The 23,477-nt window shown below is 72.7% G+C and carries 20 protein-coding genes; 8 read left to right on the top strand and 12 right to left on the bottom strand.

Annotation, left to right across the window (positions count from 1 at the left end; translation table 11 throughout):
• Positions 1–43: 43 nt before the first annotated feature.
• Both OG448_RS27960 and OG448_RS27955 read right to left on the bottom strand, forming a co-directional pair.
• A complete protein-coding gene (locus OG448_RS27960; RefSeq protein WP_405557876.1) occupies positions 44–994 on the bottom strand; it encodes a carbohydrate kinase in 951 nt (316 codons plus the stop codon).
• A 49-nt stretch (positions 995–1,043) separates the two neighbouring features.
• Positions 1,044–2,075 carry a LacI family DNA-binding transcriptional regulator gene (locus tag OG448_RS27955; RefSeq protein WP_405557874.1) on the bottom strand — a complete coding sequence of 344 codons (1,032 nt, stop codon included), beginning with the start codon at positions 2,073–2,075 and terminating at the stop codon, positions 1,044–1,046.
• Between the two features lie 213 nt (positions 2,076–2,288).
• On the opposite strand from OG448_RS27955, the gene OG448_RS27950 reads away from it, so the two are divergent.
• Together OG448_RS27950 and OG448_RS27945 are read left to right on the top strand one after the other, a co-directional pair.
• On the top strand, positions 2,289–3,341 hold the full coding sequence (locus OG448_RS27950) for a zinc-dependent alcohol dehydrogenase family protein (protein WP_405557872.1): 1,053 nt from the start codon (positions 2,289–2,291) through the stop codon (positions 3,339–3,341).
• Positions 3,338–4,762, top strand: coding sequence for a sugar porter family MFS transporter (locus tag OG448_RS27945; protein WP_405557870.1), 1,425 nt, complete (start codon positions 3,338–3,340; stop codon positions 4,760–4,762). The genes OG448_RS27950 and OG448_RS27945 overlap by 4 nt, the downstream gene beginning before the upstream one ends.
• Before the next feature lie 42 nt (positions 4,763–4,804).
• Here the strand turns inward: OG448_RS27945 and OG448_RS27940 are convergent, their stop codons facing one another.
• The 3 genes from OG448_RS27940 to OG448_RS27930 form a co-directional block, all read right to left on the bottom strand.
• Positions 4,805–5,875, bottom strand: coding sequence for a glycoside hydrolase family 43 protein (locus OG448_RS27940; RefSeq protein WP_405557868.1), 1,071 nt, complete (start codon positions 5,873–5,875; stop codon positions 4,805–4,807).
• Positions 5,876–6,086: 211 nt separating this feature from the next.
• On the bottom strand, positions 6,087–8,258 hold the full coding sequence (locus OG448_RS27935; RefSeq protein ID WP_405557867.1) for a TerD family protein: 2,172 nt from the start codon (positions 8,256–8,258) through the stop codon (positions 6,087–6,089).
• Between the two features lie 84 nt (positions 8,259–8,342).
• A complete protein-coding gene (locus OG448_RS27930) occupies positions 8,343–8,822 on the bottom strand; it encodes a CGNR zinc finger domain-containing protein (RefSeq protein ID WP_405557865.1) in 480 nt (159 codons plus the stop codon).
• Positions 8,823–8,923: 101 nt separating this feature from the next.
• On the opposite strand from OG448_RS27930, the gene OG448_RS27925 reads away from it, so the two are divergent.
• Positions 8,924–9,790 (top strand): alpha/beta fold hydrolase, encoded by an 867-nt coding sequence (locus tag OG448_RS27925; protein ID WP_405557863.1) that lies wholly within the window; start codon positions 8,924–8,926, stop codon positions 9,788–9,790.
• A 162-nt stretch (positions 9,791–9,952) separates the two neighbouring features.
• Positions 9,953–11,329 carry an MFS transporter gene (locus OG448_RS27920; RefSeq protein WP_405557862.1) on the top strand — a complete coding sequence of 459 codons (1,377 nt, stop codon included), beginning with the start codon at positions 9,953–9,955 and terminating at the stop codon, positions 11,327–11,329.
• 42 nt (positions 11,330–11,371) lie between these two features.
• Here OG448_RS27920 and OG448_RS27915 read toward each other — a convergent pair whose 3' ends face one another.
• From OG448_RS27915 to lnt, 4 genes are all read right to left on the bottom strand, one after another.
• Positions 11,372–13,324, bottom strand: coding sequence for a helix-turn-helix domain-containing protein (locus OG448_RS27915; RefSeq protein WP_405557860.1), 1,953 nt, complete (start codon positions 13,322–13,324; stop codon positions 11,372–11,374).
• A gap of 77 nt (positions 13,325–13,401) precedes the next feature.
• Positions 13,402–14,199, bottom strand: a complete 798-nt coding sequence (locus tag OG448_RS27910) for a 3-hydroxybutyrate dehydrogenase (protein ID WP_405557858.1) — start codon at positions 14,197–14,199, stop codon at positions 13,402–13,404.
• Between the two features lie 55 nt (positions 14,200–14,254).
• Entirely contained in the window at positions 14,255–14,734 is a 480-nt protein-coding gene (locus tag OG448_RS27905; protein ID WP_405557856.1) for an NUDIX hydrolase, read from the bottom strand.
• Between the two features lie 62 nt (positions 14,735–14,796).
• Positions 14,797–16,407, bottom strand: a complete 1,611-nt coding sequence (gene lnt / locus OG448_RS27900) for an apolipoprotein N-acyltransferase (RefSeq protein WP_405557854.1) — start codon at positions 16,405–16,407, stop codon at positions 14,797–14,799.
• Positions 16,408–16,673: 266 nt separating this feature from the next.
• Between lnt and OG448_RS27895 the strand changes: the two genes are divergently transcribed.
• Complete coding sequence (locus OG448_RS27895; protein ID WP_405557852.1) at positions 16,674–17,654, top strand: O-antigen ligase family protein; 981 nt, start codon at positions 16,674–16,676, stop codon at positions 17,652–17,654.
• A gap of 6 nt (positions 17,655–17,660) precedes the next feature.
• Here the strand turns inward: OG448_RS27895 and OG448_RS27890 are convergent, their stop codons facing one another.
• A complete protein-coding gene (locus OG448_RS27890; RefSeq protein ID WP_391298413.1) occupies positions 17,661–18,206 on the bottom strand; it encodes a hypothetical protein in 546 nt (181 codons plus the stop codon).
• Positions 18,207–18,300: 94 nt separating this feature from the next.
• Positions 18,301–19,098 (bottom strand): glutamate racemase, encoded by a 798-nt coding sequence (locus tag OG448_RS27885; protein ID WP_405557850.1) that lies wholly within the window; start codon positions 19,096–19,098, stop codon positions 18,301–18,303.
• 57 nt (positions 19,099–19,155) lie between these two features.
• Between OG448_RS27885 and OG448_RS27880 the strand changes: the two genes are divergently transcribed.
• Entirely contained in the window at positions 19,156–20,331 is a 1,176-nt protein-coding gene (locus tag OG448_RS27880; protein ID WP_405557848.1) for a glycosyltransferase, read from the top strand.
• A 7-nt stretch (positions 20,332–20,338) separates the two neighbouring features.
• Here the strand turns inward: OG448_RS27880 and OG448_RS27875 are convergent, their stop codons facing one another.
• Positions 20,339–21,520 (bottom strand): TerD family protein, encoded by a 1,182-nt coding sequence (locus OG448_RS27875; RefSeq protein WP_405559005.1) that lies wholly within the window; start codon positions 21,518–21,520, stop codon positions 20,339–20,341.
• Positions 21,521–21,731: 211 nt separating this feature from the next.
• Between OG448_RS27875 and OG448_RS27870 the strand changes: the two genes are divergently transcribed.
• Positions 21,732–22,196 carry a DUF6643 family protein gene (locus OG448_RS27870; RefSeq protein WP_405557846.1) on the top strand — a complete coding sequence of 155 codons (465 nt, stop codon included), beginning with the start codon at positions 21,732–21,734 and terminating at the stop codon, positions 22,194–22,196.
• Between the two features lie 489 nt (positions 22,197–22,685).
• Positions 22,686–23,291, top strand: a complete 606-nt coding sequence (locus OG448_RS27865; protein WP_405557845.1) for a hypothetical protein — start codon at positions 22,686–22,688, stop codon at positions 23,289–23,291.
• Positions 23,292–23,477 lie beyond the last annotated feature (186 nt).

The raw sequence follows: 23,477 nt of genomic DNA, 5'->3' as shown, positions 1-23,477 counted from the left end.
GGCCGGACAAGAAATCGGCAACTACACGCGGCCGCAACCCTGTTCAGGCCGACAGCTCCCACGCGTACGGCGGTTCGGCACCGGAGCGGGAACAGGTCAGGGCGGCGGCACGGGCGGCGAAGCCGAGCACATCGCGCCAGACCTCGGCGTCCAGACCGGCGACGGTCGCGTGGCTCAGCGCGTCGATCTCACGCAGGCGGTGCAGCAGCGCCGCGTTGACGGTGTCCCCCGCCCCGATGGTGTCGACCACCGTGACCGACGTACCCGGCACGCTCACCCGGCCCGCGCCCCGGCTCCACACGCTCAGTCCGTCGCCGCCCCGGGTCAGGACGATCGCCGCCGGTCCGCGCTCCAGCCACGCGGACAGGTGGACGTCGAGATCCTCACCGGAGCCGATGCCCGCGAGCCACTCGGCGTCCTCCACCGACAGCTTCAGCAGGGCGACATGGGGCAGCCAGGACAGGAAGCGTTCCCGGTAGGCGTCGGCGTCCGCGATCAGTCCGGCCCGGATGTTGGGGTCGAGGGCGGTGAAGATCCCGTTGCCCGACTCCCGCCGCAGCAGCGCCTCGTACGCGCTCGCGCCGGGCTCCAGCACCAGCGAGCAGGTGCCGACGGAGAGGGCGGTGACGCCGTCCGGCAGCGCGGTCGGGAGGGCGAACAGCCGGTCGGCCGTACCCTCGGTGTAGAAGCCGTAGCCGGCCGAACCGTCGCTGCCCACGTCGGCGACGGCCAGCGTGGTGGGCTCGGGGCCCCGCTGGACCAGCGCCGTGTCGACACCGGCGTCCCGCAGACCCGACAGCAGGGCGGCGCCGAAGGCGTCCGTGGACACCCGCGAGCAGAACGCCGTCGGGGAACCGAGGCGGCCCAGCGCGACGGCCGCGTTGTACGGTCCGCCGCCGCGCTGCGGGAGGAGCGGCGGCAGGGCGGGCGCCGGGTCGGAGCTGACGGGGGCGGGCACGAGGTCGATGAGTGCCTCGCCGGCGACGACGATCACTGTGCTGTTTCCTTTCGGTGCGCCGTGGTGCGGCGGGGCGAAGTGGACGTCAGCCGGGAAGGCCGACGGCGTCCGGCGGGCAGCCGCAGGACGTGCGGTGGACGAGGGTGCAGGGCAGCCGGACGGTCCGCGGGGGACGGTCGGGCGCGTCGAGCCGCTCCAGGAGCAGACGCAGCGCCAGCCTCCCGAGCTCACGGCTCGGCTGGCGTACGGCTGTGAGGCTGGGCGAGAAGAGGTCGGCCCACTCGAAGTCGTCGAAACTGACGAGCGCGACGTCCTCCGGGATGCGCAGGTCCGCGTCGCGGAGTGCCTGGAGCGCGCCTATGGTCATCGCGTTGTTCGCCGCGATCACGGCGGTGGGGCGTGCGGGCGAGGCCAGCAGGCGCTCGGTGGCGTGGCGGGCACCATCGGAGGCGGAGTACCCGTGGGCGAGCAGGGCGGGGTCGAAGGGCAGGCCGGCCGCGTCGAGGCCCTGCCGGTACCCCTCGATGCGTTCGGTGGTGGTGCTCAGTCCGGCGAGTCCGGCAACCATGGCGATCCGGCGGTGTCCGAGCGCGGCGAGGTGCCCGACCAGCTCCCGCACGGGTGCCACGCCGTCGGCGCAGACCTGGTCGTACGCGGGCTCCTCGGCCTCGTCGACGAGGCGGTCCAGGAAGACCACCGGGACATCGGCGCGGTCCAGGTAGGCGAGGAGCTCGGACGGTTCGGCGGAGGGGGCGATGATCACGCCGTCCACCCGGCGCTCGTGGAGCATGCGGACCACGCTCAGCTCGTGGGCCGGGTCGTCGTGCGGGTCGGCGATGAGGAGGCCGTAGCCGGTGGCGAGGGCCTCGGCCTCGACCCCCTGGAGGATCTCGGTGAAGTACGGGTTGCTGATCGCCGAGACGGCGAGACCGACCGAGTGGGTGCGGGAGGTGACCAGCGACCGGGCCAGGGTGTTGTGGATGTAGCCCAGCTCGTCGATGGCGCGCAGCACCGCGTCACGGGTCGCGGGCCGCACCGGGCGTGTGGCGTTGAGCACGTGGGAGACCGTGGCCACCGAGACGCCCGCGTGTCTCGCCACGTCCGCCATCGTCCGCATCGGTTCTCCTTCGTGTGCCCCGTGCCGTGTGTTCGCCCGCCCGCGGTGGAGCCGGCCGGGGCCGAGCAGACCGGGGGAGGCCGGCTCGTCCGTCCATGAGATGCCAATGACCTATCAAAAGTCACACGTAAGCGTTTGCGCAAACGCTTACGTGAGGATTAGGTTTCCCGGCGTCTTCGGACATCCGTCCGCACACTGTTGTGAGGAGGCGCCATGCGCGCTGTCGTGGTCACCCAGCCGGGAAGCGCCGAGCTGGCCGTCATACCCGATCCGAGTCCCGGCTCCTCGGAGGTGGTCGTCCGCGTCAGCTCGTGCGGCCTGTGCGGGACGGACATGCACATCCTGGGCGGCGAGCTGCCGTCCGTGCCCTACCCGCTGATCCCCGGCCACGAGCTGACGGGTGTCGTGGTGGAGGTCGGCAAGGACGTGCTCTTCCCGGCCGTCGGCCAGCGGGTCGCCGTCGACCCCAACACGCCCTGCGGCGCCTGCCACTACTGCCGGATCGGCCGCGGCAACCTCTGCGAGCACTACACGGCTGTCGGCGTGACCCGCAACGGCGGCTTCGCCGAGTACGTGGCCGTCCCCGCCGCTCGCTGCCACGTCCTGCCCGACGGCCTGTCCGAGGCGGCGGCCGGGCTGGTCGAGCCGCTGTCCTGCGCGGTCCACGGCCTGAGCCGGCTGCCCCGGCGGCCCGGTGAGCACTACCTCGTCTACGGCGCCGGGACCATGGGCCTGATGATGGCCGCCCTGGTGGGCAACGCGGGCGCCGCCTCCGTGTCCGTGGTCGACCCCAACGTCCGCCGCCTGGAGCTCGCCCGGCGCATGGGCGCCGACGCAACAGCCGCCGGCGCCGACGAGTTGGGCCGGGAGCACGGTTTCGAGGTCGTCATCGACGCCACCGGTGTCATCGCGGCCATCGAGGACGGTCTGGGGCGGGTCCGCAAGGGTGGCACCTTCCTCCAGTTCGGCGTCGCCGACCCCGCCCGGCGGGCCACCTTCTCGCCCTTCATGGTCTACAACCGCGAGATCGACATCATCGGTTCCATGGCGGTCCACACCGGCTTCCAGCCCGCCGTGGAGATCCTCGCCGGCGGCCTGGACCTCGACCCGCTGGTCAGCGACGTGCTGCCGCTGGAGAGCTTCGACGAGGCCGTCAGCCTCTTCCGCGCCGGCGCCGGACAGAAGATCCACCTCGCCCCGCAGGCCGACGACCCGCGCACCGCGGCGATCCGTACGGCGGCCGCGGTCGCGGACGCGGCGTCATGATCGGCCGGCCGGAGGCGCCGAAGCGGCGTCCACGGCTGCGGAACGCCCTGATCTGGGTGTTCGGCGCCCTCGGCGGCATCCTGTGGGGGTACGACACGGGGGTGATCTCCGGTGCGATGCTCTTCATCCGCCGGGACATCGCCCTGTCGCCGCTGCTGGAGGGCCTGGTGGTCTCGGGCCTGCTGGTGGGCGCGATGGCGGGCGCCGGGCTGGCCGGAAAGCTCTCCGACGCCTGGGGCAGGCGCCGCCTGATCCTGGGCGCCGCGCTCGTCTTCATCGTCGGCACGGTCGGCGCGGCCCTCTCCTCCGAGGCGTCGCTGCTGATCGGCGCGCGGGTGCTCATCGGCGTGGGCGTCGGCATCGCCTCCGTCGTCGTGCCGCTCTACCTGACCGAGCTGGCGCCGGTGGAGGTGCGCGGCGGACTCGCGTCCCTCATGCAGCTCCTGGTGACCGTGGGCATCTTCCTGGCCTACCTCACCGACTACGCCCTGGCCCCGGCGCACGCCTGGCGCTGGATGATCGGGCTCGGTGTACTCCCGGCGGCGGTCCTCGCCCTCGGCATCCTCACCCAGCCGGAGAGTCCCCGCTGGCTGGTGGGACGGGGCCGCCGGGACGACGCCCGCGAGGTGCTGACCCGGCTGCGCGGTGACGGCGAGGCGGCCCGCAGCGAGCTGCTCGACATCGAGCGGACGCTCGCGGAGGAGCGCGCGGAGACGCGGCGGCTGACGCTGCGCGACCTGCTCTCCCCCCGGCTGCGGCCCATGCTGGTGGTCGGTCTGCTGCTGGTGTTCTTCCAGAACTTCGGCGGCATCAACACGATCATCTACTACGCCCCGACCCTGCTGACCAGCATCGGCTTCGGCGACAAGGGCGCGATCCTCGCCAACGTCGGCATCGGCGTCGTCAACATGCTGATGACCCTCCCGGCGATGCGCCTGATCGACCGCCGGGGGCGCCGGCCCCTGCTGCTGTGGGGCTCGGCCGGGATGTGCGCCGGCATGCTCGTGCTGGCGGCGGTGAACCTGACGCCGCTCGGCCACGGCTCGCTGCTCGCCCCGCTGACGCTCTTCGGTGTCGCCCTGTACGTGGCCGCGTTCGCCATGTCGTGGGGTCCGGTGCAGTGGGTGATGCTGCCGGAGCTGTTCCCCACCCGCATCCGCGCGGGTGCGGTGGGCGTGTGCGTGGTGTTCAACTGGCTGTTCAACATGGCCGTAGCGCTGGTCTTCCCGTCCCTCCTCAGCGCGTGGGGCGCGGGAGCGAACTTCGTGATCTTCGCCGTGACGACCCTCGCCTCCGGCATCTTCGTCAAGAAGCTGCTGCCGGAGACACGGGGGCGGACGTTGGAGCAGATCGAACGGGACCTGCTGCATCGCGGGGGCGAGGCTCCTGAGCGAGCCGCCTCGACGGTGTCGGCGGGCTGACCGGGTCCGGGGCCCGGCGTTGTGCCGGGTCCCGGAGGCGCGCTACTCGAAGAACTTCAGGCCCCACCCGGTGTCCGAGGTGGGTCCGGGCACATTGGCGCGCCGATATGTGGTGTCGCCCCACCAGGCGAACGACCCGGTGTACCAGTAGCGGTTGTCCCAGGAGTACGGCGTGCCCTTGGCCACCGCGTGGAACATCAGTGGGAAGCGCGGTCCGGCCGGCGGGCTGGTGGCGATGTCCCCATCGAGCAGGACGAAGGTGTGGTGGCCGGGCCCGTTGACGTACAGCGTGGGGTCCCAGCCGGCCATCATGGTCGAGCGGTTGGAGCCGAAGAGGCAGCCGTTGGACTTGTACCAGTCCCACACGTACGTCGGATCGCCGCCGGCCCGCAGCCGCAGGTCGGCCAGGCAGTACTGGTCGCTCCAGCTACCGTTCGCCGAGTAGACGACGTGGAGTTGGCCGTTGGGGTCCCGGATCGCCTCGGGCGCCTCGTTGATGTACGGGTTGCCCACCACCCGCTCCCAGCTCTCCCGCGGCTGGGAGATGATGAAGCGGGCCCCGGTCGGCGTGGTGGGGCTGCTCATCCGGGCGATGTAGAGGTTCTGCTCGACGTTGGTGTCACCGGCCCAGCCCGACCAGACGAACCAGCGCTGCCCGTCGAAGGTGAACATGGTGCCGTCGATGGCCCACTTGTCGTCCGGGAGCGCGAGCCGGGTCTCGCCGCCGTAGCCGCTGTCGGGGCTCGCGGAGCTGATGACGAACATGCGGTGTGCGGCGCCCCGTCCGGCGGTGAAGTAGATGTAGTAGCGCCCGCCGTCCGTGGTCAGTTCCGGCGCCCACACCTCCCCGCGCCCCTGGGTGTCCGACCACACCTGCCGGGCGGGGGCGGAGGCGAGTCCGGCGGTGGAGGACGCCTGCCGCACCGCGATCCCGCCGCCGGTGGACTGCGCCGAGATGTAGGTGCTGCCGACGCGGATGACGCTCGGGTCGGCCGCCCGCAGGGAGGTCTGCTCCGCCTCGGCAGGACCGGCGGAGGTGAGCGACAACAGGGCGGCGAGGACGCCCGACACCGTGAGCACGAGGGCAGCTCGGAAGCTGCGAAATGGTTTCATGCGGGTCTTCTACATCGATGCAAGGCCACTGCCCAGCCCTCTTGCGGACCCAAGCCCTCCGCGGTTCTTCCGGCATGCAAAAACCGGGAGGCGCCGCGCGGGCGCCTCCCGGATGACCAAGTCAGTGGCGAGGAAAGCGAAGGAACTCGTTTCAGAAAAGGAAGTTGAGAAGGAAGCCCCTTCATGGCCTCGCCGTGGGCAACGCTAGCACTCAGCCCGGGATCAGGTCGCGCAGATTTTCGAGGGTGATGACGCGTGAGTCCGGGTGCAGTCCCTCGGGGCGTCCGAGGCCGATGTAGGTCACGGGCTCGTCCGGAACCCGCTCGCCGTCCCACTGCTCGACGGGTGCCGTGCCGTCGGACATCAGGCCGATCAGGTACCGCACCGTCAACTGCTCCCGCTCCACGACGGCACGTACCACCGTGGACACGGACGCCTGGTTCTCCTCGACCCGGTTGGCCTCCGAGATGCCCCTCAGGTGCAGGTGCAGCCACTTCGCGCGCCACGCGCCGTCGTCCTGGCGCTGGAACACCAGCGGCAGCGCCACCCGGCCCACACCGCGCAGTTCCGACTTCATCCGCACCGTGCGCGGCTCGAAAGGCCGGCCCTTCTGCTCCCCGTCGCGCAGCATGAAACCGAAGAACGACTCCTCGACCTCCTCGAAGCCCTCGCCGGCGAAGATGTTGACCTGCGGGACGATGAACGTGCCGCGCACCCGGTCCAGGGACAGATCGATGAACTCCGAGGCGCCGTCGGGGGCTTCGGTGATGTCGCCCGAATGCCGGCCCCCGACACCTCTGAGCGACGTGTAGGAGAGCCAGGAGTCGGTCCTGTAGTCGGCACGCAGCAGCAGCGCCGACAGGTCGTAGTCGGTCCGGCGCTCGGCCTCTTTCCAGTACACGAAGAAGCGGAGCTGTCCGCCGTCGACCGCGGAGACCGAGCCTCGCGGCAGTACGCCGAGTCCGGCGGCGGTGGCCCGGCCGCTGAGCGGAAGCGCCACGTCGAGGACATCGGGGTCGAGCAGCAGACGGCCCGGCGCCGGGAGCCGACGGCGTATCTCGGCGTCGAGGGCGGCGATCAGACGGTCGCGGTCCCCGGCCGGTACCGGCGGCCGGAAGTCGGGGGTCACCCATGCATGGCCCCGACGGTTGACGAAGATCCGAGGCCGGCCGCTCTCACCTGCCCTGTTGTGGAGATGCTCGCGCACCGAGAGCACGACCCGGCCGGAGACGTCCGGAGCGACCTGCACCGCGGCGGCGATGACCGCGTCCCGCTCCTCCTGATCGGCGGCGATGCGCAGCAGGAGATCCAGGGCGCGGAACAGCTTGCCGGGAGCGGACTCGAGCAGCTTCACCGCACCGAGGACGTCGGACGCGTCGAGCAGCTTCTCGATCCGGCTGTCGAAGGACCGTGCCTCCTTCTCGCCCCGGGCGACCGCGAACACATCGGCGGCGTGCGGCCAGCGCGGGTACTCGTGCGGGTGGAGGCGCTCGCCGAGCCGCTTGAAGGGCTCCCGGTGCGCGTGCACATCGGCGAGCTTCGCGGGGTTCGCCGCGACCACGGCGTCGAGACCGGCGAGCAGCCCTCGGCGCAGCGGCCGTGGAATGGACCGGAACCGGGTCGGTTCCTGGAGCGTCACGTCGCCGCCGGACAGCGCGCAGGCCAGCCGCAGCACGTCGGTGACGGTGTCGAGCAGGAGGTCGGCCCCGGCGCCGAGCCGGGCCTCGTTGATGACCGCCCGGTTCTCCCGGACCGGGATCGCCTCCGGCTGGGGACCGAGCGCGCAGTGCTGGGCAAGGGCCTTGAGGTCGCCCAGGTCGTCCTCGTCCAGCGGGGTAGTGCTGCCGGCCAGAGCCAGGTACAGGTCGCCGAGTTCGTCGTCCAGAGCCCGGCCGAGATGCAGGACGGTGATCCGGTCGCCCGCCGAGGCGATCAGCTCGTCCTGCGCCGCGAGCATCTCCTCGTACGTGTGCTGGTACCTGCCGTACGCGGGGAGGCTGAGCAGGTCCACCGCCCCGCGCGTCAACTGCGTCAGCACCTTCCCGCGTGACTTCTTGTCACCGAGGGCCTCTGCCACGCACCGCGTCCAGAACTCCTCGGTGTCCGGCACGTTGGCGGGGAAGTCGATGAAGTACGAGTTGTGCTGAACATGGTCGCCCACCATCTCGCGCACGGTGCGCAGCGTCCGCCTGGCGGTGTGCACGACGGCGGCTTCGGAGAGCCCCGACAGCCGCTCCAGCAGTTCCGCCGAGAGCTTGAAGCCCACGGATGCCAGCACCGCGTCGAATTGCCGTGCGGCGACCGCGCCTTCTCCGGCCGGGCCCTCGGGGGAGGGAAGACGGTGCGTGTGCCGGATGACCAGCGATTCGAAACTGTGCGCCATTCGGGGATGATCGCAGAGGCAGGCAAACCGGTGCACGGGAGTTTTGCCCTCCGGCACACCGTCCGCGCCCGTCCGTCAAGAAGATCAGCGCGTGCGCTCGTAGTGACGTCGCGCCTTCTCGCGGTTGCCGCAGACGGCCATGGAACACCAGCGGGCCCGGTTGGCGCGGCTGCGATCGAGCAGGAACAACCGGCACTCGCTGTTGGCACAGGGTCGCAGCCGGCCGGGCATGCGCTCCTCGGTGTCGGCCCAGGCAAGGATCACCTCGACGGCCAGCCGGGCATGCGGGGCGGTCCTGAGCGTCCACCGAAGACCCTCCTGACCGACCTCCGGAACCTGCTGGACCCCGTCGAGCAGCGGCTTCAGCGCCTCGGGCGAGCACTCTCCGCCCACGATCTCCCGCAGGACGTCCCGCGCCTCACGCAGCAACGCCAGCTCCGCGAGGCTGCCGTCCCCGCCGTGCTCCCGCGCCCAGCGTCGGCCTTCGGCCGGGTCGGCGAGGGCGTCCTGTTCCCGGCCGTCGACCAGCGGCCTGCTGTTGAGCAGGTCCAGCAGCGTGTTCATCGGACACCCTTCCCTAACCACATCAAAGCACTTGACAGGTTAGCCCACAGGTGTTTGCCTGGCCAGAAGTCAACCGGATAACGCACCTGAAGGGGTTAGACATGAACTCGGTGCACCACCGGACCGCCACCGTCGACGGCCACGAGATCTTCTACCGCGAGGCCGGACCCGCCGACGCTCCCGCGATCGTCCTGCTGCACGGCTACCCGACCAGCTCGTTCATGTTCCGCGAGCTCATCCCGCTGCTGGCCGACGACTATCACGTCATCGCGCCGGACCACCTCGGCTTCGGCCTCTCCGACGCTCCTGACGCAGCGGACTTCACCTACACCTTCGACGCCCTCGCCGAGATCACCTCCCATCTGCTCGACCGACTGGGCCTGGACCGCTACGCCCTCTACGTCCAGGACTACGGCGCCCCCATCGGCTGGCGCCTCGCGCTCAAGCACCCCGAGCGGATCGCCGCCCTCGTCACCCAGAACGGCAACGGGTACGAGGACGGCTTCGTCGAGTCGTTCTGGAGCGACGTCTGGGCCTACGGGGCGAACCCCGGCCCCGACACCGAACCCGCCGTACGCACCGCGCTCGGACTCGACGCCATCCGCTGGCAGTATCTGCACGGCGTGCCCGACCCGAGCGTGGTCAGCCCGGACACCTGGGAGCACGACTTCGCCCTGGTCTCCCGTGAAGGCAACGACGAGGTTCAGCTCGCCCTGTTCCGCGACTACGGCGACAACCGGCCGCTCTACCCGCTGCTGCACGAATTCCTGCGCGCCAACGAGGTTCCGGTGCTCGCCGTGTGGGGCCGCAACGACGAGATCTTCGGCCCGGCCGGCGCGCAAGCCTTCGCCCGCGACGCCCAGGACGCGGAGGTGCACCTGATCAACGGCGGCCACTTCCTGCTGGAGAGCCACCTGGACATCGTGGCGGGGTATCTGCGCGGATTCCTCGGCCGGGTACTGACCTGACGCTGCGGGGCTCCGTCGGCGGACGCCCGGAGCCCAGGCATGGATGCCACACGCACACTCCCGCCTGAAACTATGTAGCCCCACCACATGTGCCCCTGACCTGCCCCTTCCTACGGTGTGCCGACACCCCCCGTCCCCACCGCACACAAGGAAGTGGCGCACATGGCAGCCGACCACACCGCTCCCCCACCCCCGGCGAAGCTCCCCCGCATCGTCGCCGCCAGCCTGATCGGGACCACCATCGAGTGGTACGACTTCTTTCTGTACGGGTCGGCGGCGGCCCTGGTGTTCAACAAGCTGTTCTTTCCGGACTCCGACCCGCTGGTGGGGACGCTGCTGGCGTTCGTGACGTATGCGGCCGGGTTCGCGGCGCGGCCGCTCGGGGCGTTGGTGTTCGGGCACTTCGGGGACCGGCTGGGACGCAAGAAGCTGCTGGTGCTGAGCTTGCTGCTGATGGGCGGGGCGACCTTCGCCATCGGCCTGCTGCCCACCCACGCCACCGTCGGCACCGCGGCGCCGGTGCTGCTGACCGTGCTGCGGCTGGTGCAGGGGTTCGCGCTGGGCGGGGAGTGGGGCGGCGCCGTACTGCTGGTGTCCGAGCACGGGGACGCGCGCAGGCGCGGCTTCTGGGCCTCGTGGCCGCAGACCGGCGCGCCCGCCGGGCAGTTGCTCGCCACGGGTGTGCTCTCCCTGCTCACCGCCACCCTCTCGGACGACGCGTTCACCGCCTGGGGCTGGCGCGTCCCCTTCCTGCTCTCCGGTGTGCTGGTGGTCGTGGGGCTGTGGATACGCCTCTCCGTCGATGAATCGCCCGTCTTCAAGCAGGCGTTGGCCCGGGCCGAGGCGCGGCAGGGCGAGGCGGCGGAGAAGCTGCCACTGGTGTCCGTGCTGCGCCACCACTGGCGTGAGGTGCTCATCGCCATGGGCGCCCGCATGGCGGAGAACATCAGCTACTACGTCATCACCGCCTTCATCCTCGTCTACGCCACCACCGCCGCCGACGTCTCCAAGCAGACCGCGCTCAACGCCGTACTCATCGGCTCCGCCGTCCACTTCGCGGTGATCCCGGCCTGGGGCGCGCTGTCGGACCGGGTCGGACGGCGCCCGGTGTATCTCTTCGGCGCGGCCGGCATGGGCCTGTGGATCTTCCCCTTCTTCGCGCTGGTGGACGCCGGTACCTTCGGCCGGCTGGTGCTGGCCGTCGCCGTCGGCCTGATCCTCAACGGCGCCATGTACGCACCGCAGGCCGCCTTCTTCGCGGAGATGTTCGCCACCCGCGTCCGCTACTCCGGCGCCTCCATCGGCGCCCAGTTCTCCTCCGTGGCCGCTGGTGCGCCCGCCCCGCTGATCGCCACCGCGCTGTTCGCGGAGTACGACAGCGCGACCCCGATAGCCCTGTACGTCATCGGCGCCGTCCTGCTCACCCTGGTCGCCGTGGGCGTTGCCCGCGAGACCCGCAACCGGGACCTCGCCGACGTCACGGCCGACAGCACCCCGTCCGCCCCGGTGGACACGGTGGCGAAGACCCCGGCCCCCTGACCGGCGCCTCACCCGAGACCGGCATCCCCGCACGGGTGCCGGTCAGCGGCGTCCCGGTCCGGCCAACCCGTGCAGGCGCAGCGCGAGTTGGATCTCCAGCACGCGGGACGGCGTCTGCCAGTCCTCACCCAGCAGCCGGCCCACCCGTTCCAGCCGCTGGGCGACGGTGTTCACATGTACGTGCAGCGCGTCCTTGGTGCGGGCCGGGCTCATCGCGGCGGCGAAGTAGGCGTCCAGGGTGCGCAGCAGATCGGTGCCGCGCCGCGCGTCGTACGCCACGAGGGGGCCGATGGTGCGCTCCACGAAGCCGCCGATGTCCCGGTCCCCGGCGAGCAGCAGCCCGAGGAAGCCGAAGTCCTCGGCGGCCGCGCCGTCCCCTCCCCGGCCGAGCAGGTGGAGGGCGTCCAGGCAGCGGCGGCCCTCGGCGTAGGCGGCGGCCACCTGGTCGGGGCGGGCGGCCAGACCGGTGACGGGGGCGGAGGCTCCGACGGTGACCGGCTGACGGACCGCGGTGCCGAGTTCGCGGGCGGTACGCCGGGCCAGTTCCGTGGCGGTGTCGCCGGGGTCGAGCGGCAGCAGCAGGACGGTGCCGCCGTCGCGGGTGGCGGCCAGGCCGTGCCGGGTGGTGGCGAGGTGGGAGGCGGCGGACCACAGGCGGCGCCGGGCGGCGGCCTCCTCGTCGGCGTCGGCCGAGGGCGCGTCGAGACGGGTGGCGAGGACGGCGTGGGTGGCGTCCAGGTCGGCGTCGAGCCGCGCGGCGCGCTCCCGGAGCAGGCGCGGGTCGCGGTCGCGGGCGTCCAGGAGGTCGTCCAGGAGTTCGCCGCGCACGCGTCGTTCGGCCTCGGCGGCGGAGCGGCGGGCCAGTAGGAGCAGGGAGGTGACCATCGCGGCGCGCTCCAGGGTGCGCTGGTCGACCGGGTCTAGGTCGGGGTGGCCGTGCAGCACGAGCGCGCCGAACACCTCCTCCCCCGCCGCCACGGCCGCGATCCAGTCGGGCCCGTGGCGTACGGCGTGCCCCTCGGCGCGGGACGCCTCCAGCGCATCGGCCGGCGTGGTGCCGGTCTCGGTGAACTCGACCGCTCCGTCGAGGACTTCGGCGACGGCGGCGGCCACGTCGTGGACTCCCCCGCCGCGCAGGACGAGTTCGGCGAGCCGGTCGTGCACCTCGGAGGCCCGCTCTATGACCGCGCTGCGGTCCTGGATGACCTCGTTGGCGCGCTCGAGTCCGGCGAGGGCGGCCTGAGTTCCGGTGAGGAGGTTGGTGGTGTCGATGGCGGCCGCGGCGAGGGCCGCGAAGGAGCCCAGCAGGGCGATCTGTTCGCGTTCGAAGACCCGTGCGCGCCGGTCGGCGGCGAAGAGGACGCCGATGACCTGCGGGCCGAGCGTCAGCGGAACCCCGACGATGGCGAACAGGCCCTCGTCGCGCACCGCGACGTCGATGGTGTCGGTGTGCTGGAAGCGGGCGTCCTGGAAGTAGTCGTCGGTGACGTAGGGCCGGGCGGTCTGGGCGACGAGGCCGCCGAGCCCCTCGCCCATGCCGAGCCGGAGCTGCTGGAAGCGGGCGGAGACGGAGCCCTCGGTGACCAGCATGTAGGTGTCGCCGCGCTCCGGGTCGTTGAGGCTGAGGTAGGCGATGTCGGTGGCGAGCAGGGAGCGGGCGCGCTGCACGATGGCCCTCAGGACCGCGTCCACGTCCCTGAGCCCGGCCAGGTCGTGGGCGGTCTCGAAGAGGGCGGAGAGCTCCGCCTCCCGGCGGCGGCGCCCTTCCAGTTCCGCGCGGACGCGCAGCGCGAGGAACTTGGCGTGTTCCAGCGCGGCGACCCGGTCGGCGGACTCTCCCTCGGCGCGGGCGAGGAGGACGGGACGTTCGTACGCCTCCGGGGAGGCGTCGCGGGCGAGCAGTTCGAGGTAGGGGGCCTCCGCACAGGCGACGGCCCCCGCCGCGGCGGCCCCGGTGGCGGGGCGCGCGGCCGACTGGAGTTGATCGGGAGACATGGCCACAGGATCGCTCATCGTGGACTCGGCCCGTCAGCCCTGTGGACAACTCCACGAGGGCCGGTCGGGGCACCGGTTCAGTGGGCCGTCCAGCCGCCGTCCAGCACCAGCGAGGTGCCGGTGACGAAGGACGCCTGCGGGCCGCACAGATAGGCGACGGCCTCCGCGACCTCCTCGGGTTCGATCAGCCGGCGCAGCGCGCTGTCCTTGAGCAGGACCTCGGCGAGGACCTGCTCCTCCGGGATGCCGTGCGCCTCGGCCTGGTCGGCGATCTGCTTCTCCACCAGTGGGGTGCGCACATAGGCGGGGTTCACACAGTTCGACGTCACACCATGGGGGGCACCCTCCAGCGCGGCTGTCTTGGACAGTCCCTCCAGCCCATGTTTGGCGGCCACATAGGCCGACTTGAAGGCAGAGGCGCGCAGACCATGGACGGAGGACACATTGACGATGCGCCCCCACCCTTGCGCGTACATATGGGGCAACGCCCCGCGGATGAGCCGGAACGGCGCCTCCAGCATCACCGTCAGCACGGTGTGGAAGACCTCGGGCGGGAACTCCTCCAGCGGCCGCACCAGTTGCAGCCCGGCGTTGTTGACCAGTACGTCGGTCCCGGCGGCGGCACGCTCGGCCGCGTCGAGGTCGGTCAGGTCCAGCACCTGCGGCACGACCCGGCCCGCGAGACCCCCGGCCCGCCCGGCCAGCTCGGCCAGCCCCGCCGCGTCCAGGTCGAGCGCGCGCACCTCGGCCCCGGCCGCGGCGAGTCGGAGCGCGCACGCACTGCCGATGCCTCCGGCGGCCCCGGTGACGAGGGCGACCCGGCCGGCGAGGTCCAGGGCGGAAGGGGTGCTGGGCTGGGGGCTGAGCGAGATCATGTCTCGACCCTAGTGACGCGCCCCCGGCTCACCACATAGGGCGAGAACCCATACTTCAGCCAAGAGTCATGGGGTCGAACCATGTGGGTGTCTCGGACAGGGCCTGCTTGATCCGGAACAGCGAGAACTCGTTCAGCTCCGGCAGCGCGTCCACCGCGAACCAGCCCACATCCAGCGACTCGTCGTCGTTCACCCGCGCCTCGCCGCCCACGGCCCGGCAGCGGAAGGTGATGTCCATGTACTGGCACTCGTCGCCGTTGCCGTAGGTGATCGGCTGGAGGGCCTGCACCAGGACGACCCGCTCGGGCACGCAGTGCACGGCCGTCTCCTCGAAGACCTCGCGCACCGCGCACGCGGCGGGCTGCTCGCCCGGCTCCGGGATGCCGCCGACCACCGACCACTTGCGGGTGTCGGTGCGGCGGCCCAGGAGCACCCGCCCCTCGTCGTCGAAGACGATCGCGGTGACACCGGGGAGCCAGAGCAACTGGGTGCCCGCCGTGGCCCGGAGCGTGGTGATGAATTCAGGTGTAGCCATGGCCCCGACCCTAAACGGCCGGACACCGGCCGACCGCCACGACCAGGCGCGTTCGGCCGGCCCTACGGCTGAGCGCCACCGGCGCGCCGACCGCATACCGCGACCGCGCCGGCCCAGCCCAGACCGCCCGCCGCGACCAGCAGCAGCGCCAGCTCGGGCAGGATGCCGAGCCGGGTCGCGGGCGTCTCGGAGGTGCGCAGCGGCACCTTCATGTCGATGTGGGCGGGGACGAACATCCCGGTGTGCCGCGCGACCCGCCCGTCCGGCATGATCACCGCGCTGACGCCGCTGGTCACCGGCACGGTCACGGTCCGGCTGTGCTCGACGGCGCGGACGCGGGACATGGCGAGCTGCTGGTAGGTCATCTCGCTGCGGTCGAAGGTGGCGTTGTTGCTCGGCACGGAGATCATCTGGGCGCCGTGGGTGACGGTGTCCCGCACGGCCCAGTCGAACGCGGCCTCGTAGCAGGTGGCGAGGCCGACCTTGACGCGGCCGAAGCCGAAGACGCCCGGCTTGCCGCCCCGGCTGAAGTCCTGGCGGACCATGCCGGTCCACTCGCTGTTGATCGCGCCGATGAGCGAGCGCATCGGGAGGTATTCGCCGAAGGGCTGCACCTGGCGCTTGTCGTAGGTCTGCAGGGGGCCCTTGACCGGGTCCCAGAGGATCTGCTCGTTGAGGAGCTTGCCGTCCCGCTCGACGACCGACCCGACCGAGACGGGCGCGCCGATCGCCTCGGCGGCGCCCTGGATGACGGCGGCCGCGTCGGGGGCGGCGAAGGGGTCGATGTCGGAGGAGTTCTCCGGCCAGAGCACGAAGTCGGGGCGCGGCGCCCTGCCCGCCGCGACCTCGGCGGCGAGACGGCGGGTTTCGCGCGCGTGGTAGTCGAGCACCGCGCGCCGCTGGGCGTTGAACTCCAGGCCCGCGCGCGGCACGTTGCCCTGGATCACCGCCACGGTGGCGGTCCCCGCCTCGGCCTTGTCGCTGACCAGCGCACGCGCGCCGACCGCGCCCACCACCGGCACCGCGACGCTGAGCAGCGCGACGGCGGCGGCGGACCGCCGTACCTCGCCGTCGCGGCGACGCAGGAGCAGCCGGACGATCTCGTAGAGGCCGAAGCCGCACAGGACGACGCCGAAGCCGAGCACCGGGGTGCCGCCCAGCGCGGCGAGCGGCAGGAAGACGCCGTCCGCCTGGCCGAAGGCGACCTTGCCCCAGGGGAAGCCGCCGAAGGGCATGCGCGCGCGTACCGCTTCTCCGGCGGTCCACAGCGCCGCCGCCCAGACGGGCCAACCGGGCAGCCGGGACACGGCGGCGATGCCGACGCCGACCAGGGCGACGTAGACCGCCTCGATGACGACCAGCGCGATCCAGGGGCCGGGGCCGACCTCCACGCCGGTCCACACCAGGAGCGGCAGCAGGAAGCCGAGGCCGAAGAGGTAGCCGAGGCCGAGCGCCGTCTTCCAGGTCCGGCCGCGCAGCGCCCAGGCGAAGCCGGCGAAGGCGGGCAGCGCCAGCCACCACAGGGTGCGGGGCGGGAAGCTGACGTAGAGGAGCACGCCGCTCAGCGCGGACACGAGGGCCGGGACCAGACGGATCAGGCGGGCGCGCGCGCCCTTGGCCGGGGGCGGCCGAAGCCGGTCCGGCCGGTCCACGGAAGTTGCGGTGACGGTCACCCTGGGGAGTGTACGGCGGTCCGCACACCCCCTGACATGCCGGTCATCACGGCATTCCCGCGCAACTCGTCCACAAATCGGCCCGCAGCCATTAGCGTGATCCGAGCCTCGGCGGTGCGGCCGGTCCCGGCCGGATGCCGTCGCGAGGTGCGGCCACAGGTCGGGGGACCGGGTGCGAGGGGCTACGGGTGGCGTCGACGGGGATGGAGTGCGCGTCCGGTGCGGACGCGGACCGTGCGGGACGGAACGTGTCCGACGGTGCGGGGATGATTCTGCTCGGGCTGTGCGCGGCCTGGTCGCTGATATCGGCGGCGGCGCACGACGGGCGGCCGGAGGGGATGCTGCTGGCGGTGCTCGCCACGGCGGCGGGCTGCGCGGCGGGGCGGATGTCGGGGGCCCTGCTCCCGGTGGCCACGCCGTGCGCCGGGGCGGTGGCCGCGCTGGTGTCGGCCGTGACGATGCCCGGCCCGTTGCCGGGACCGGCCTACGCGGCTCCGCTCGGGCAGGCCGGTGCCGTGGCCGCGCTGCTGGCGCTGGCCACGGGAGCCCTGTGCTGCGCCGCCTGGTCGACGCCGGTGCCGGGGGTGCGGCCGCTGTTGTGGCTGCTGGCGGGCGCGACGGTGCCGGCCGGGGCGCTGCTGGGCTCGCCGGGCGGCTGCGCTGCCGGGGGCGCCGTACTGCTGTGCTCGGTGGCCGCCGGTTCGATGCCGCGCCGGGGTGCGGGGCTCGCCGGGCTGGGGATCGTGGCCGCGGTGGCGGTGGGCGCGGTGTGGGGGCTGGCGTCGGGGGTGCTGCCGGGCGGGTGCGCCGCGGAGTTGACGGAGCGGATCGGGCCGTACCGGGTGGGGCTGTGGGGCCGGGCGGTGCGGCTGGCCCGTGAGGCGCCGGTGTGGGGTGTCGGGCCGGGGCGCTTCGGCACGCCGGGTGATGCGGCGGGGCGGCCGCATTCGGCGCCGCTCCAGTTGCTGGCCGAGCAGGGGGTGGTGGGGGCGCTGCTGCTGGCGGGCGTGTTCGGGTGGGTGCTGCACGCTCTGTGGCGGGCCGCCCGGCCGACGCCGGTGGTGCTGACGGCGGGGGCGGCGCTCACGGCGCTGGCGGTCATCGCGTCGGGGGGCGACGCGCTGAGCTTCACCACGGTGACGGCGGGCGCGGGCCTGCTGGCCGGATGGGCGACGGCGCGCCCGTGGGGCGAGGAGGAGCGGGTGCCCCGCGCGGAGCCGGTGCCCCGGCAGGAGACGGTGGGCTGAGCGGGGTCAGTGCGCGTTGTCCGGGGTGATGGCGCGCAGCCGGGCCCGGATGGCGCGGACCGCCGACTCGGCGTCGTCCACGGTGATGGTGAAGGTGTGACCGTCCCACAGGCTCAGCACGATGCCCTCGCCCCGGCGGACGACGACGGCGGTGCCCTTCTCGGGACGCCAGCGGTAGCCCCACCCGCCCCAGTGACGCGGGGTGACGTGCGGGATGTAGTCGGCGCCGACGACCTGGGAGAGCGGGATGCGGCGGCGCGGCAGCCCGACATGGCCGCAGCGCACCTCCAGCGAGTCCCGGTCCAGCTTGAGGTCGACGTGCACGAAGGCGAGCGTGCCGAACAGGACGAGCAGTCCGACCGCGATGCAGCCCACGACGGACATGACCAGGGCGATGATCCCGGAGGTCCACGCGGACTGCACGGCCAGCTCGATGCCGAGCGCCACGCAGGCGGCGCCGGCCAGCGCCAGTACCCACTGCACGCGGTTGGTGGCGCGCCCGGTCCAGACGTCGGGGTGCGGGACGTCCTCGGCGTCGCGGTGCTCCCTCATGTCTATGAGGTTACCCAGGTTCCGCCTTGGTGGTATCCGGTCACGGAGAGGTACTGCTCCGGCCGGGCGGACCGGCGAGCGGCCGCGCCCGGTGTCACATCCGGTCGGCGAGCGGGCCGGCCGCGGGCAGTAGCCGTCCCTCGGCGTAGTGCAGCGCGGCCGCGGGCAGGGCGCCGCCCTCGCGGCCGCTGAGCAGCACGGTGAGGGAGCCTTCGGCGGGGGCGTCGGGGGCGGGGAGCTCGCCGATGCGGCGCAGCGCCTGGGTGGCGACGGCCCCGGCGGAGCCGTGCAGGACCAGCGGGGCGGCGCCCGGCTGCTGGACGGCGGCGCGGATGCGTTCCGCCACGAGTTCGTAGTGGGTGCAGCCGAGGACGACGGTCGTGACGTCGGGCGGGGTGAGTTCCGCGGCGGCGGCGACGGTCGCGGCGATGGCCCGCTCGTCGGCGTGTTCGACGGCCTCGGCCAGCCCCCAGCAGGGCACCTCGGTGACCTGGACGCCGTGGGCGAAGTCCGCGATCAGACCGCGCTGGTAGGGGCTGCCGGTGGTGGCGGGGGTCGCCCAGATCGCCACGTGTCCGCCGCCGGCCGAGGCGGGCTTGATCGCGGGTACGGTGCCGATCACCGGGATGCCGGGTTCGCAGAGGGCGCGCAGCGCGGGCAGGGCGTGCACGGTCGCGGTGTTGCAGCCGACGATGAGGGCGTCCGGCCGGCGTGCGGCGGCGGCCTCGGCGACGGCAACGGCACGCCGGGTCAGGTCCTCGGGGGTGCGCGGCCCCCAGGGCATGCCGTCGGGGTCCAGGGAGAGCACGAGATCCGCGTCGGGCCGAAGGCGGCGTACCGCCGCGGTGGCTGCGAGGAGGCCGATTCCGGAGTCCATGAGCGCGATCTTCACCCGGCCACGATAGTCGATGGCCGCCGATGGGCCCTTCCGGTGGGGCAGACTGCGGCCGTGAGCGCCATCGTGTGGACCGCCGCCGTATCCCTCGCCGTCTGGTGCTGGCTGCTGCTGGGCCAGGGCTTCTTCTGGCGCACCGATGTACGCCTTCCGCCACGCCGCGAGCCCGAGGAGTGGCCGTCGGTGTGCGTGGTGGTCCCGGCCCGCGACGAGGCGGACGTGCTGCCCGCGAGTCTGCCCTCGCTGCTCGCCCAGGACTATCCGGGCCGGGCGGAGGTCTTCCTGGTGGACGACGGCAGCCGCGACGGCACCGGCGAGCTGGCCCGCGAGCTGTCCGCGCGGCACGGCGGGCTGCCGCTCACGGTGGACTCCCCCGGTGAGCCGCCCGCGGGCTGGACGGGCAAGCTGTGGGCGGTGCGCCACGGGATCGCGCTGGCACGCGCGCGTGACCCCGAGTTCCTGCTGCTGACCGACGCGGACATCGCGCACGCCCCGGACAGCCTGCGCTCCCTGGTCGCGGCGGCTCGTACGGGTGATTTCGACCTGGTGTCCCAGATGGCCCGGCTGCGCGCGGAGAGCCCCTGGGAGCGGCTGGTGGTCCCGGCCTTCGTCTACTTCTTCGCCCAGCTCTACCCGTTCCGGTGGATCGGCCGCCGGGGAGCGCGTACGACGGCGGCGGCCGGGGGCTGTGTGCTGCTGCGGGCGGACATGGCCGGGCGGGCCCGGATTCCGGACGCCGTCCGGCACGCGGTCATCGACGACGTGGCCCTCGCGCGCGCGGTGCGGGCGAACGGCGGCCACCTATGGCTGGGCCTGGCGGACCGGGTGGACAGCGTGCGCCCGTATCCGGGTCTCGGCGAGCTGTGGCGCATGGTGTCGCGTAGTGCGTACGCCCAGCTCAGGCACAGTCCGGCACTGCTGCTGGGCACGGTGGCGGGGCTGGTGCTGGTGTATCTGGTGCCGCCCGGGGCGGTGGTGGCGGGCGCGGTCGCGGGGAACGCGCCGGCGTGCGCGCTCGGCGCGGTGGCGTGGGCGGTGATGGCGGCGACGTACGTGCCGATGCTGCGTTACTACCGGCAGCCGTTGTCGCTCGCTCCCCTGCTGCCGTTCACGGCGTTCCTCTATCTGCTGATGACGCTCGACTCTGCGGGCCGGCACTACCGGGGCCGGGGCGCGGCCTGGAAGGGCCGCACCTACGCGCGTCCCGACGCCGTGCCGGACGAGGGTTGAGCGCGGCTCATTTGCGGCCGGGCGTCCAGTTCATGCCCCAGCCGTAGGCCCGGTCCACGGTGCGCTGCGGGCTCACCCCGCGTTCCGGGACCAGGTAGCGGGCCTCGCGCCGGACCACGAGGTCGCCGCCCGTGTCGGTGATCAGCGCGAGCGCGCACACCGTGGAGGGGACCGTGCACTCGTCGAGCGAGAAGTCGATCGGGGCGCCGTGCTGCGGCTTCAGGGTGACGGTGGCGTGCAGGTCGGCGAAGGAGCTGGCGCCCTCGTAGATGGTGACGAAGACCAGGACCCGTCTGAGGTGCTCCTTGTGGTCGAGGCTGATGGTGAGGTTCTCGCCGTCCGCCACGGCACCGGTGCGGTCGTCGCCGTCGAGATGGATGTACGGCGGCCGCTCCAGCGCCCCGAAGGCGTGGCCGAGGGCTTGTACCACGCCCTTGCGGCCGTCGGTGAGTTCGTACAGGGCGCACAGGTCGAGGTCCAGGTCACCGGGCCCGCGGCCCCGGCGGCGGCCCGTGATCTGCTTGCGGGTCCGCCAGTTGAGGTTGACACGCATGACGCCGGAGGTGCCGCCCTGCTTGGCCAGGGACACCGAGGGGGTCGCCTTGGTGAGCGTGACCTTGGAGGGCCGGGCCGGGGGCGCGGCCGGAGCAAAGGGCGCGGCCGGGTGCCGGGGTACGTCGACGGTGATGCCGAAGTCCGTCGCCAGGCCCTCGAGTCCGCTGTCGTAGCCCTGGCCCACGGCACGGAACTTCCAGGCGCCCTGGCGGCGGTAGAACTCGCCGAGGACGAAGGCGGTCTCCACGGTGGCGCCGGTGCTGTCGAAGCGGGCGGCGGTGTCTCCCGTGGCAGGGTCGAAGACCTGGACGGCGAGGCCGGGGACCTGGCCGAAGGTGCCGCCGTCGGCCGAGGCCGCGAGGACGATCCGCTCGATGCCGGCCTCCACGCGCGCGAGGTCGACGAGCAGGGTGTCGGTGACCTGTGCCCCGCTGGTCTCCTTGCCCTCGTGGCGGACCGCGCCGGAGGGGTGCGCGGGCTGGTTGTAGAAGACGAAGTCGCCGTCCGCGCGGACCCTGCCACCCGCGAGGAGCAGGGCCGAGGCGTCCACGTCGGGGATGCCGGGGCCCGTCTCGCGGGTCACCTGGACGCGGAGCGGGGTGACGGGCACCGGTGTGTTCGACCCCTTGGGCATTGACATGTCCGCCCCCATCTGTACATCTTCCGACGCTCCGTCAACCGCCGGTAACCGGACAGGAACTCGCCTTCTACACGATCCAGACGTCGGATGGAGTCCATTTTTGCCAAGTTCGCTCGGATTAGCGATCGCAGATCGCCGCCGACACGGAAAACAACCCTCTTATCGGTCTCCCCAACCAGCACATCGTGGGCTTAACTTATGTGCCATGACCTCCCCCCGCTCCACCTATGGCGGCGGCTACTACTCCGCCTCCTTCCCGGACACCCCGATCTACGACTCGCTCGTGGCCGAGCGCGGCACCCCGCAGATCGCCCCGATCAGGGTCCCGGCCGCCTATGACACCGGTTTCGGCATGCAGTCCTCCCCGGGCATGCCCTCCCCCGGCGGCAACCTCCCCGCACTCCCCTCCGCTCTCCCCGCGCTGCCCGCGGCTCCCTCGCCGCAGCCCGCGTACGGCTACCCGCAGGCCCAGCAGGCGGCTCCGATGCAGCCCACGCCCACGGCGTACATCCCGCAGCAGGCCGGCGCCCCGCGCGGCTACCCCGGCGCGCAGCCCCAGCCGCCGCGCCCGGCACCCTCGGGCTACGAGGCGATGCGCCCGGCCGCTCCCCGGCCGCCGCAGCAGCCGTACCAGGAGCCGTACAACAACCAGCAGTACCGCGGCTACTGAGCCCCTTCCGCTCTTCGTAGCGGCCGTCCGGCTCCGGGAACGCGACTCCGCGATCGATCCATGTCCACCGTGACCCGCGGTGGTACCGGTTCGACGACGGGGGGAAGGTCGTCACCCCGCCCGAGCCGCCCCGTCCCGCGTGTGCCGTCGCCGAGCTGTCGCCCGGCGGCGGCATTCGTCTGTCTGCCTCCGCTCGTCCTCCCCTGACGGTGCCCGTACCCCGTCACACCGGGAACATGCCGATCACTTTTCCCGGCCGCGAGGACCGGTACGCGTCCACATCCGACACCCCGTCACCACTGGTCGGCTGTTCGGACGCGGGAACCGGGAACTCCCTCCGCATCCGGGTCGTTGGGCGAACATGAGAAATCCGTGAGAGAAACCGCGGGGACGTGATGTCCTTCTCCCGTGCCCTCTTCACCGGGCCGGGGATGAGCGGGGCCGACACGGGGCAGGACAGGGGGCGTCGGAGCGAAGGGGGTGGAGGACGTGCACACCATCAGTGGTGTGTGGCGCTGGCGGGGCAATCCCCTGCGCCGCCCGACCGATGTCGCGGAGGCATGGGTGTGCCTCCTGGCGCTGTTGCTGACGCTCGTGGCGATGCCCGTCGTCGGGGCGGTCACCGGGTCCGCCGCGCAGGACTCGCTGCGGCGGTCGGTGCGCGAGCAGCGGCACACCCGTCATCTCGTCACGGCCACCGTGCTGCACACCCTCGCGCAGGCTCCGCCGGAGGCCGATCCCGACACGGGCGCGGCCCGTACCTCCCGCAGCCGGGTCCTGGCCGGGTGGACCGCGCCGGACGGCACCCGTCGGCAGGGCGCGGTGCTGGCGGACGTCAAGTCCCCCCGCGCGGGTGAGCACTTCCGGCTGTGGACGGACCCGAGCGGGCGAATAACGACCCGGCCGCTGGATTCCGCCACCGCGCGGGCGCACGCGGTGCTGGCCGGCTTCGGCGCCGCCGTGGTGGCGGCCGGACTCATCGAGACCGTGCGGCGCTTCGTCGTCTGGCGCATGGTCCGCCGCCGGTACGCGATTTGGGACCGCGCCTGGGACCGGGCGGGACCGGACTGGGGCAAGGCCGGTACGGGCAGCTAGGGCCGGGCGTTCGCGGGCCCCGGGGCCTGGGTTCCGGCTCTGGTCGGTCCGCCACCCGCGCGCACGCTACGGTGGACCGGCCGACTCGCTTTCGGCATCGACCCGCGCGCGAGCGAGCCGAAGGCCGCGCCGGAGTCCGGAACACGCGTACACGCGAACGCCCCGGTGGGGCCCAGCGGTCGCCGT

Origin of the sequence: Streptomyces sp. NBC_01171, from assembly GCF_045039805.1 — a bacterium.
Taxonomy (GTDB): domain Bacteria; phylum Actinomycetota; class Actinomycetes; order Streptomycetales; family Streptomycetaceae; genus Streptomyces.
The sequence above is the reverse complement of the archived record's forward strand: the minus strand, read 5'-3'. Positions and strand labels throughout refer to the sequence as shown.

Bases quoted from the DNA above. Each gene is read 5' to 3' on its own strand.
- OG448_RS27875 (WP_405559005.1), bottom strand. From the start codon at position 21,520: ATGCCCAAGGGGTCGAACACACCGGTGCCCGTCACCCCGCTCCGCGTC.
- OG448_RS27910 (WP_405557858.1), bottom strand. From the start codon at position 14,199: ATGATCTCGCTCAGCCCCCAGCCCAGCACCCCTTCCGCCCTGGACCTC.
- OG448_RS27945 (WP_405557870.1), top strand. From the start codon at position 3,338: ATGATCGGCCGGCCGGAGGCGCCGAAGCGGCGTCCACGGCTGCGGAAC.
- OG448_RS27940 (WP_405557868.1), bottom strand. From the start codon at position 5,875: ATGAAACCATTTCGCAGCTTCCGAGCTGCCCTCGTGCTCACGGTGTCG.
- OG448_RS27895 (WP_405557852.1), top strand. From the start codon at position 16,674: ATGATTCTGCTCGGGCTGTGCGCGGCCTGGTCGCTGATATCGGCGGCG.
- OG448_RS27955 (WP_405557874.1), bottom strand. From the start codon at position 2,075: ATGCGGACGATGGCGGACGTGGCGAGACACGCGGGCGTCTCGGTGGCC.
- OG448_RS27920 (WP_405557862.1), top strand. From the start codon at position 9,953: ATGGCAGCCGACCACACCGCTCCCCCACCCCCGGCGAAGCTCCCCCGC.
- OG448_RS27935 (WP_405557867.1), bottom strand. From the start codon at position 8,258: ATGGCGCACAGTTTCGAATCGCTGGTCATCCGGCACACGCACCGTCTT.
- OG448_RS27950 (WP_405557872.1), top strand. From the start codon at position 2,289: ATGCGCGCTGTCGTGGTCACCCAGCCGGGAAGCGCCGAGCTGGCCGTC.
- OG448_RS27915 (WP_405557860.1), bottom strand. From the start codon at position 13,324: ATGTCTCCCGATCAACTCCAGTCGGCCGCGCGCCCCGCCACCGGGGCC.
- OG448_RS27870 (WP_405557846.1), top strand. From the start codon at position 21,732: ATGACCTCCCCCCGCTCCACCTATGGCGGCGGCTACTACTCCGCCTCC.
- OG448_RS27930 (WP_405557865.1), bottom strand. From the start codon at position 8,822: ATGAACACGCTGCTGGACCTGCTCAACAGCAGGCCGCTGGTCGACGGC.
- OG448_RS27905 (WP_405557856.1), bottom strand. From the start codon at position 14,734: ATGGCTACACCTGAATTCATCACCACGCTCCGGGCCACGGCGGGCACC.
- OG448_RS27890 (WP_391298413.1), bottom strand. From the start codon at position 18,206: ATGAGGGAGCACCGCGACGCCGAGGACGTCCCGCACCCCGACGTCTGG.
- OG448_RS27925 (WP_405557863.1), top strand. From the start codon at position 8,924: ATGAACTCGGTGCACCACCGGACCGCCACCGTCGACGGCCACGAGATC.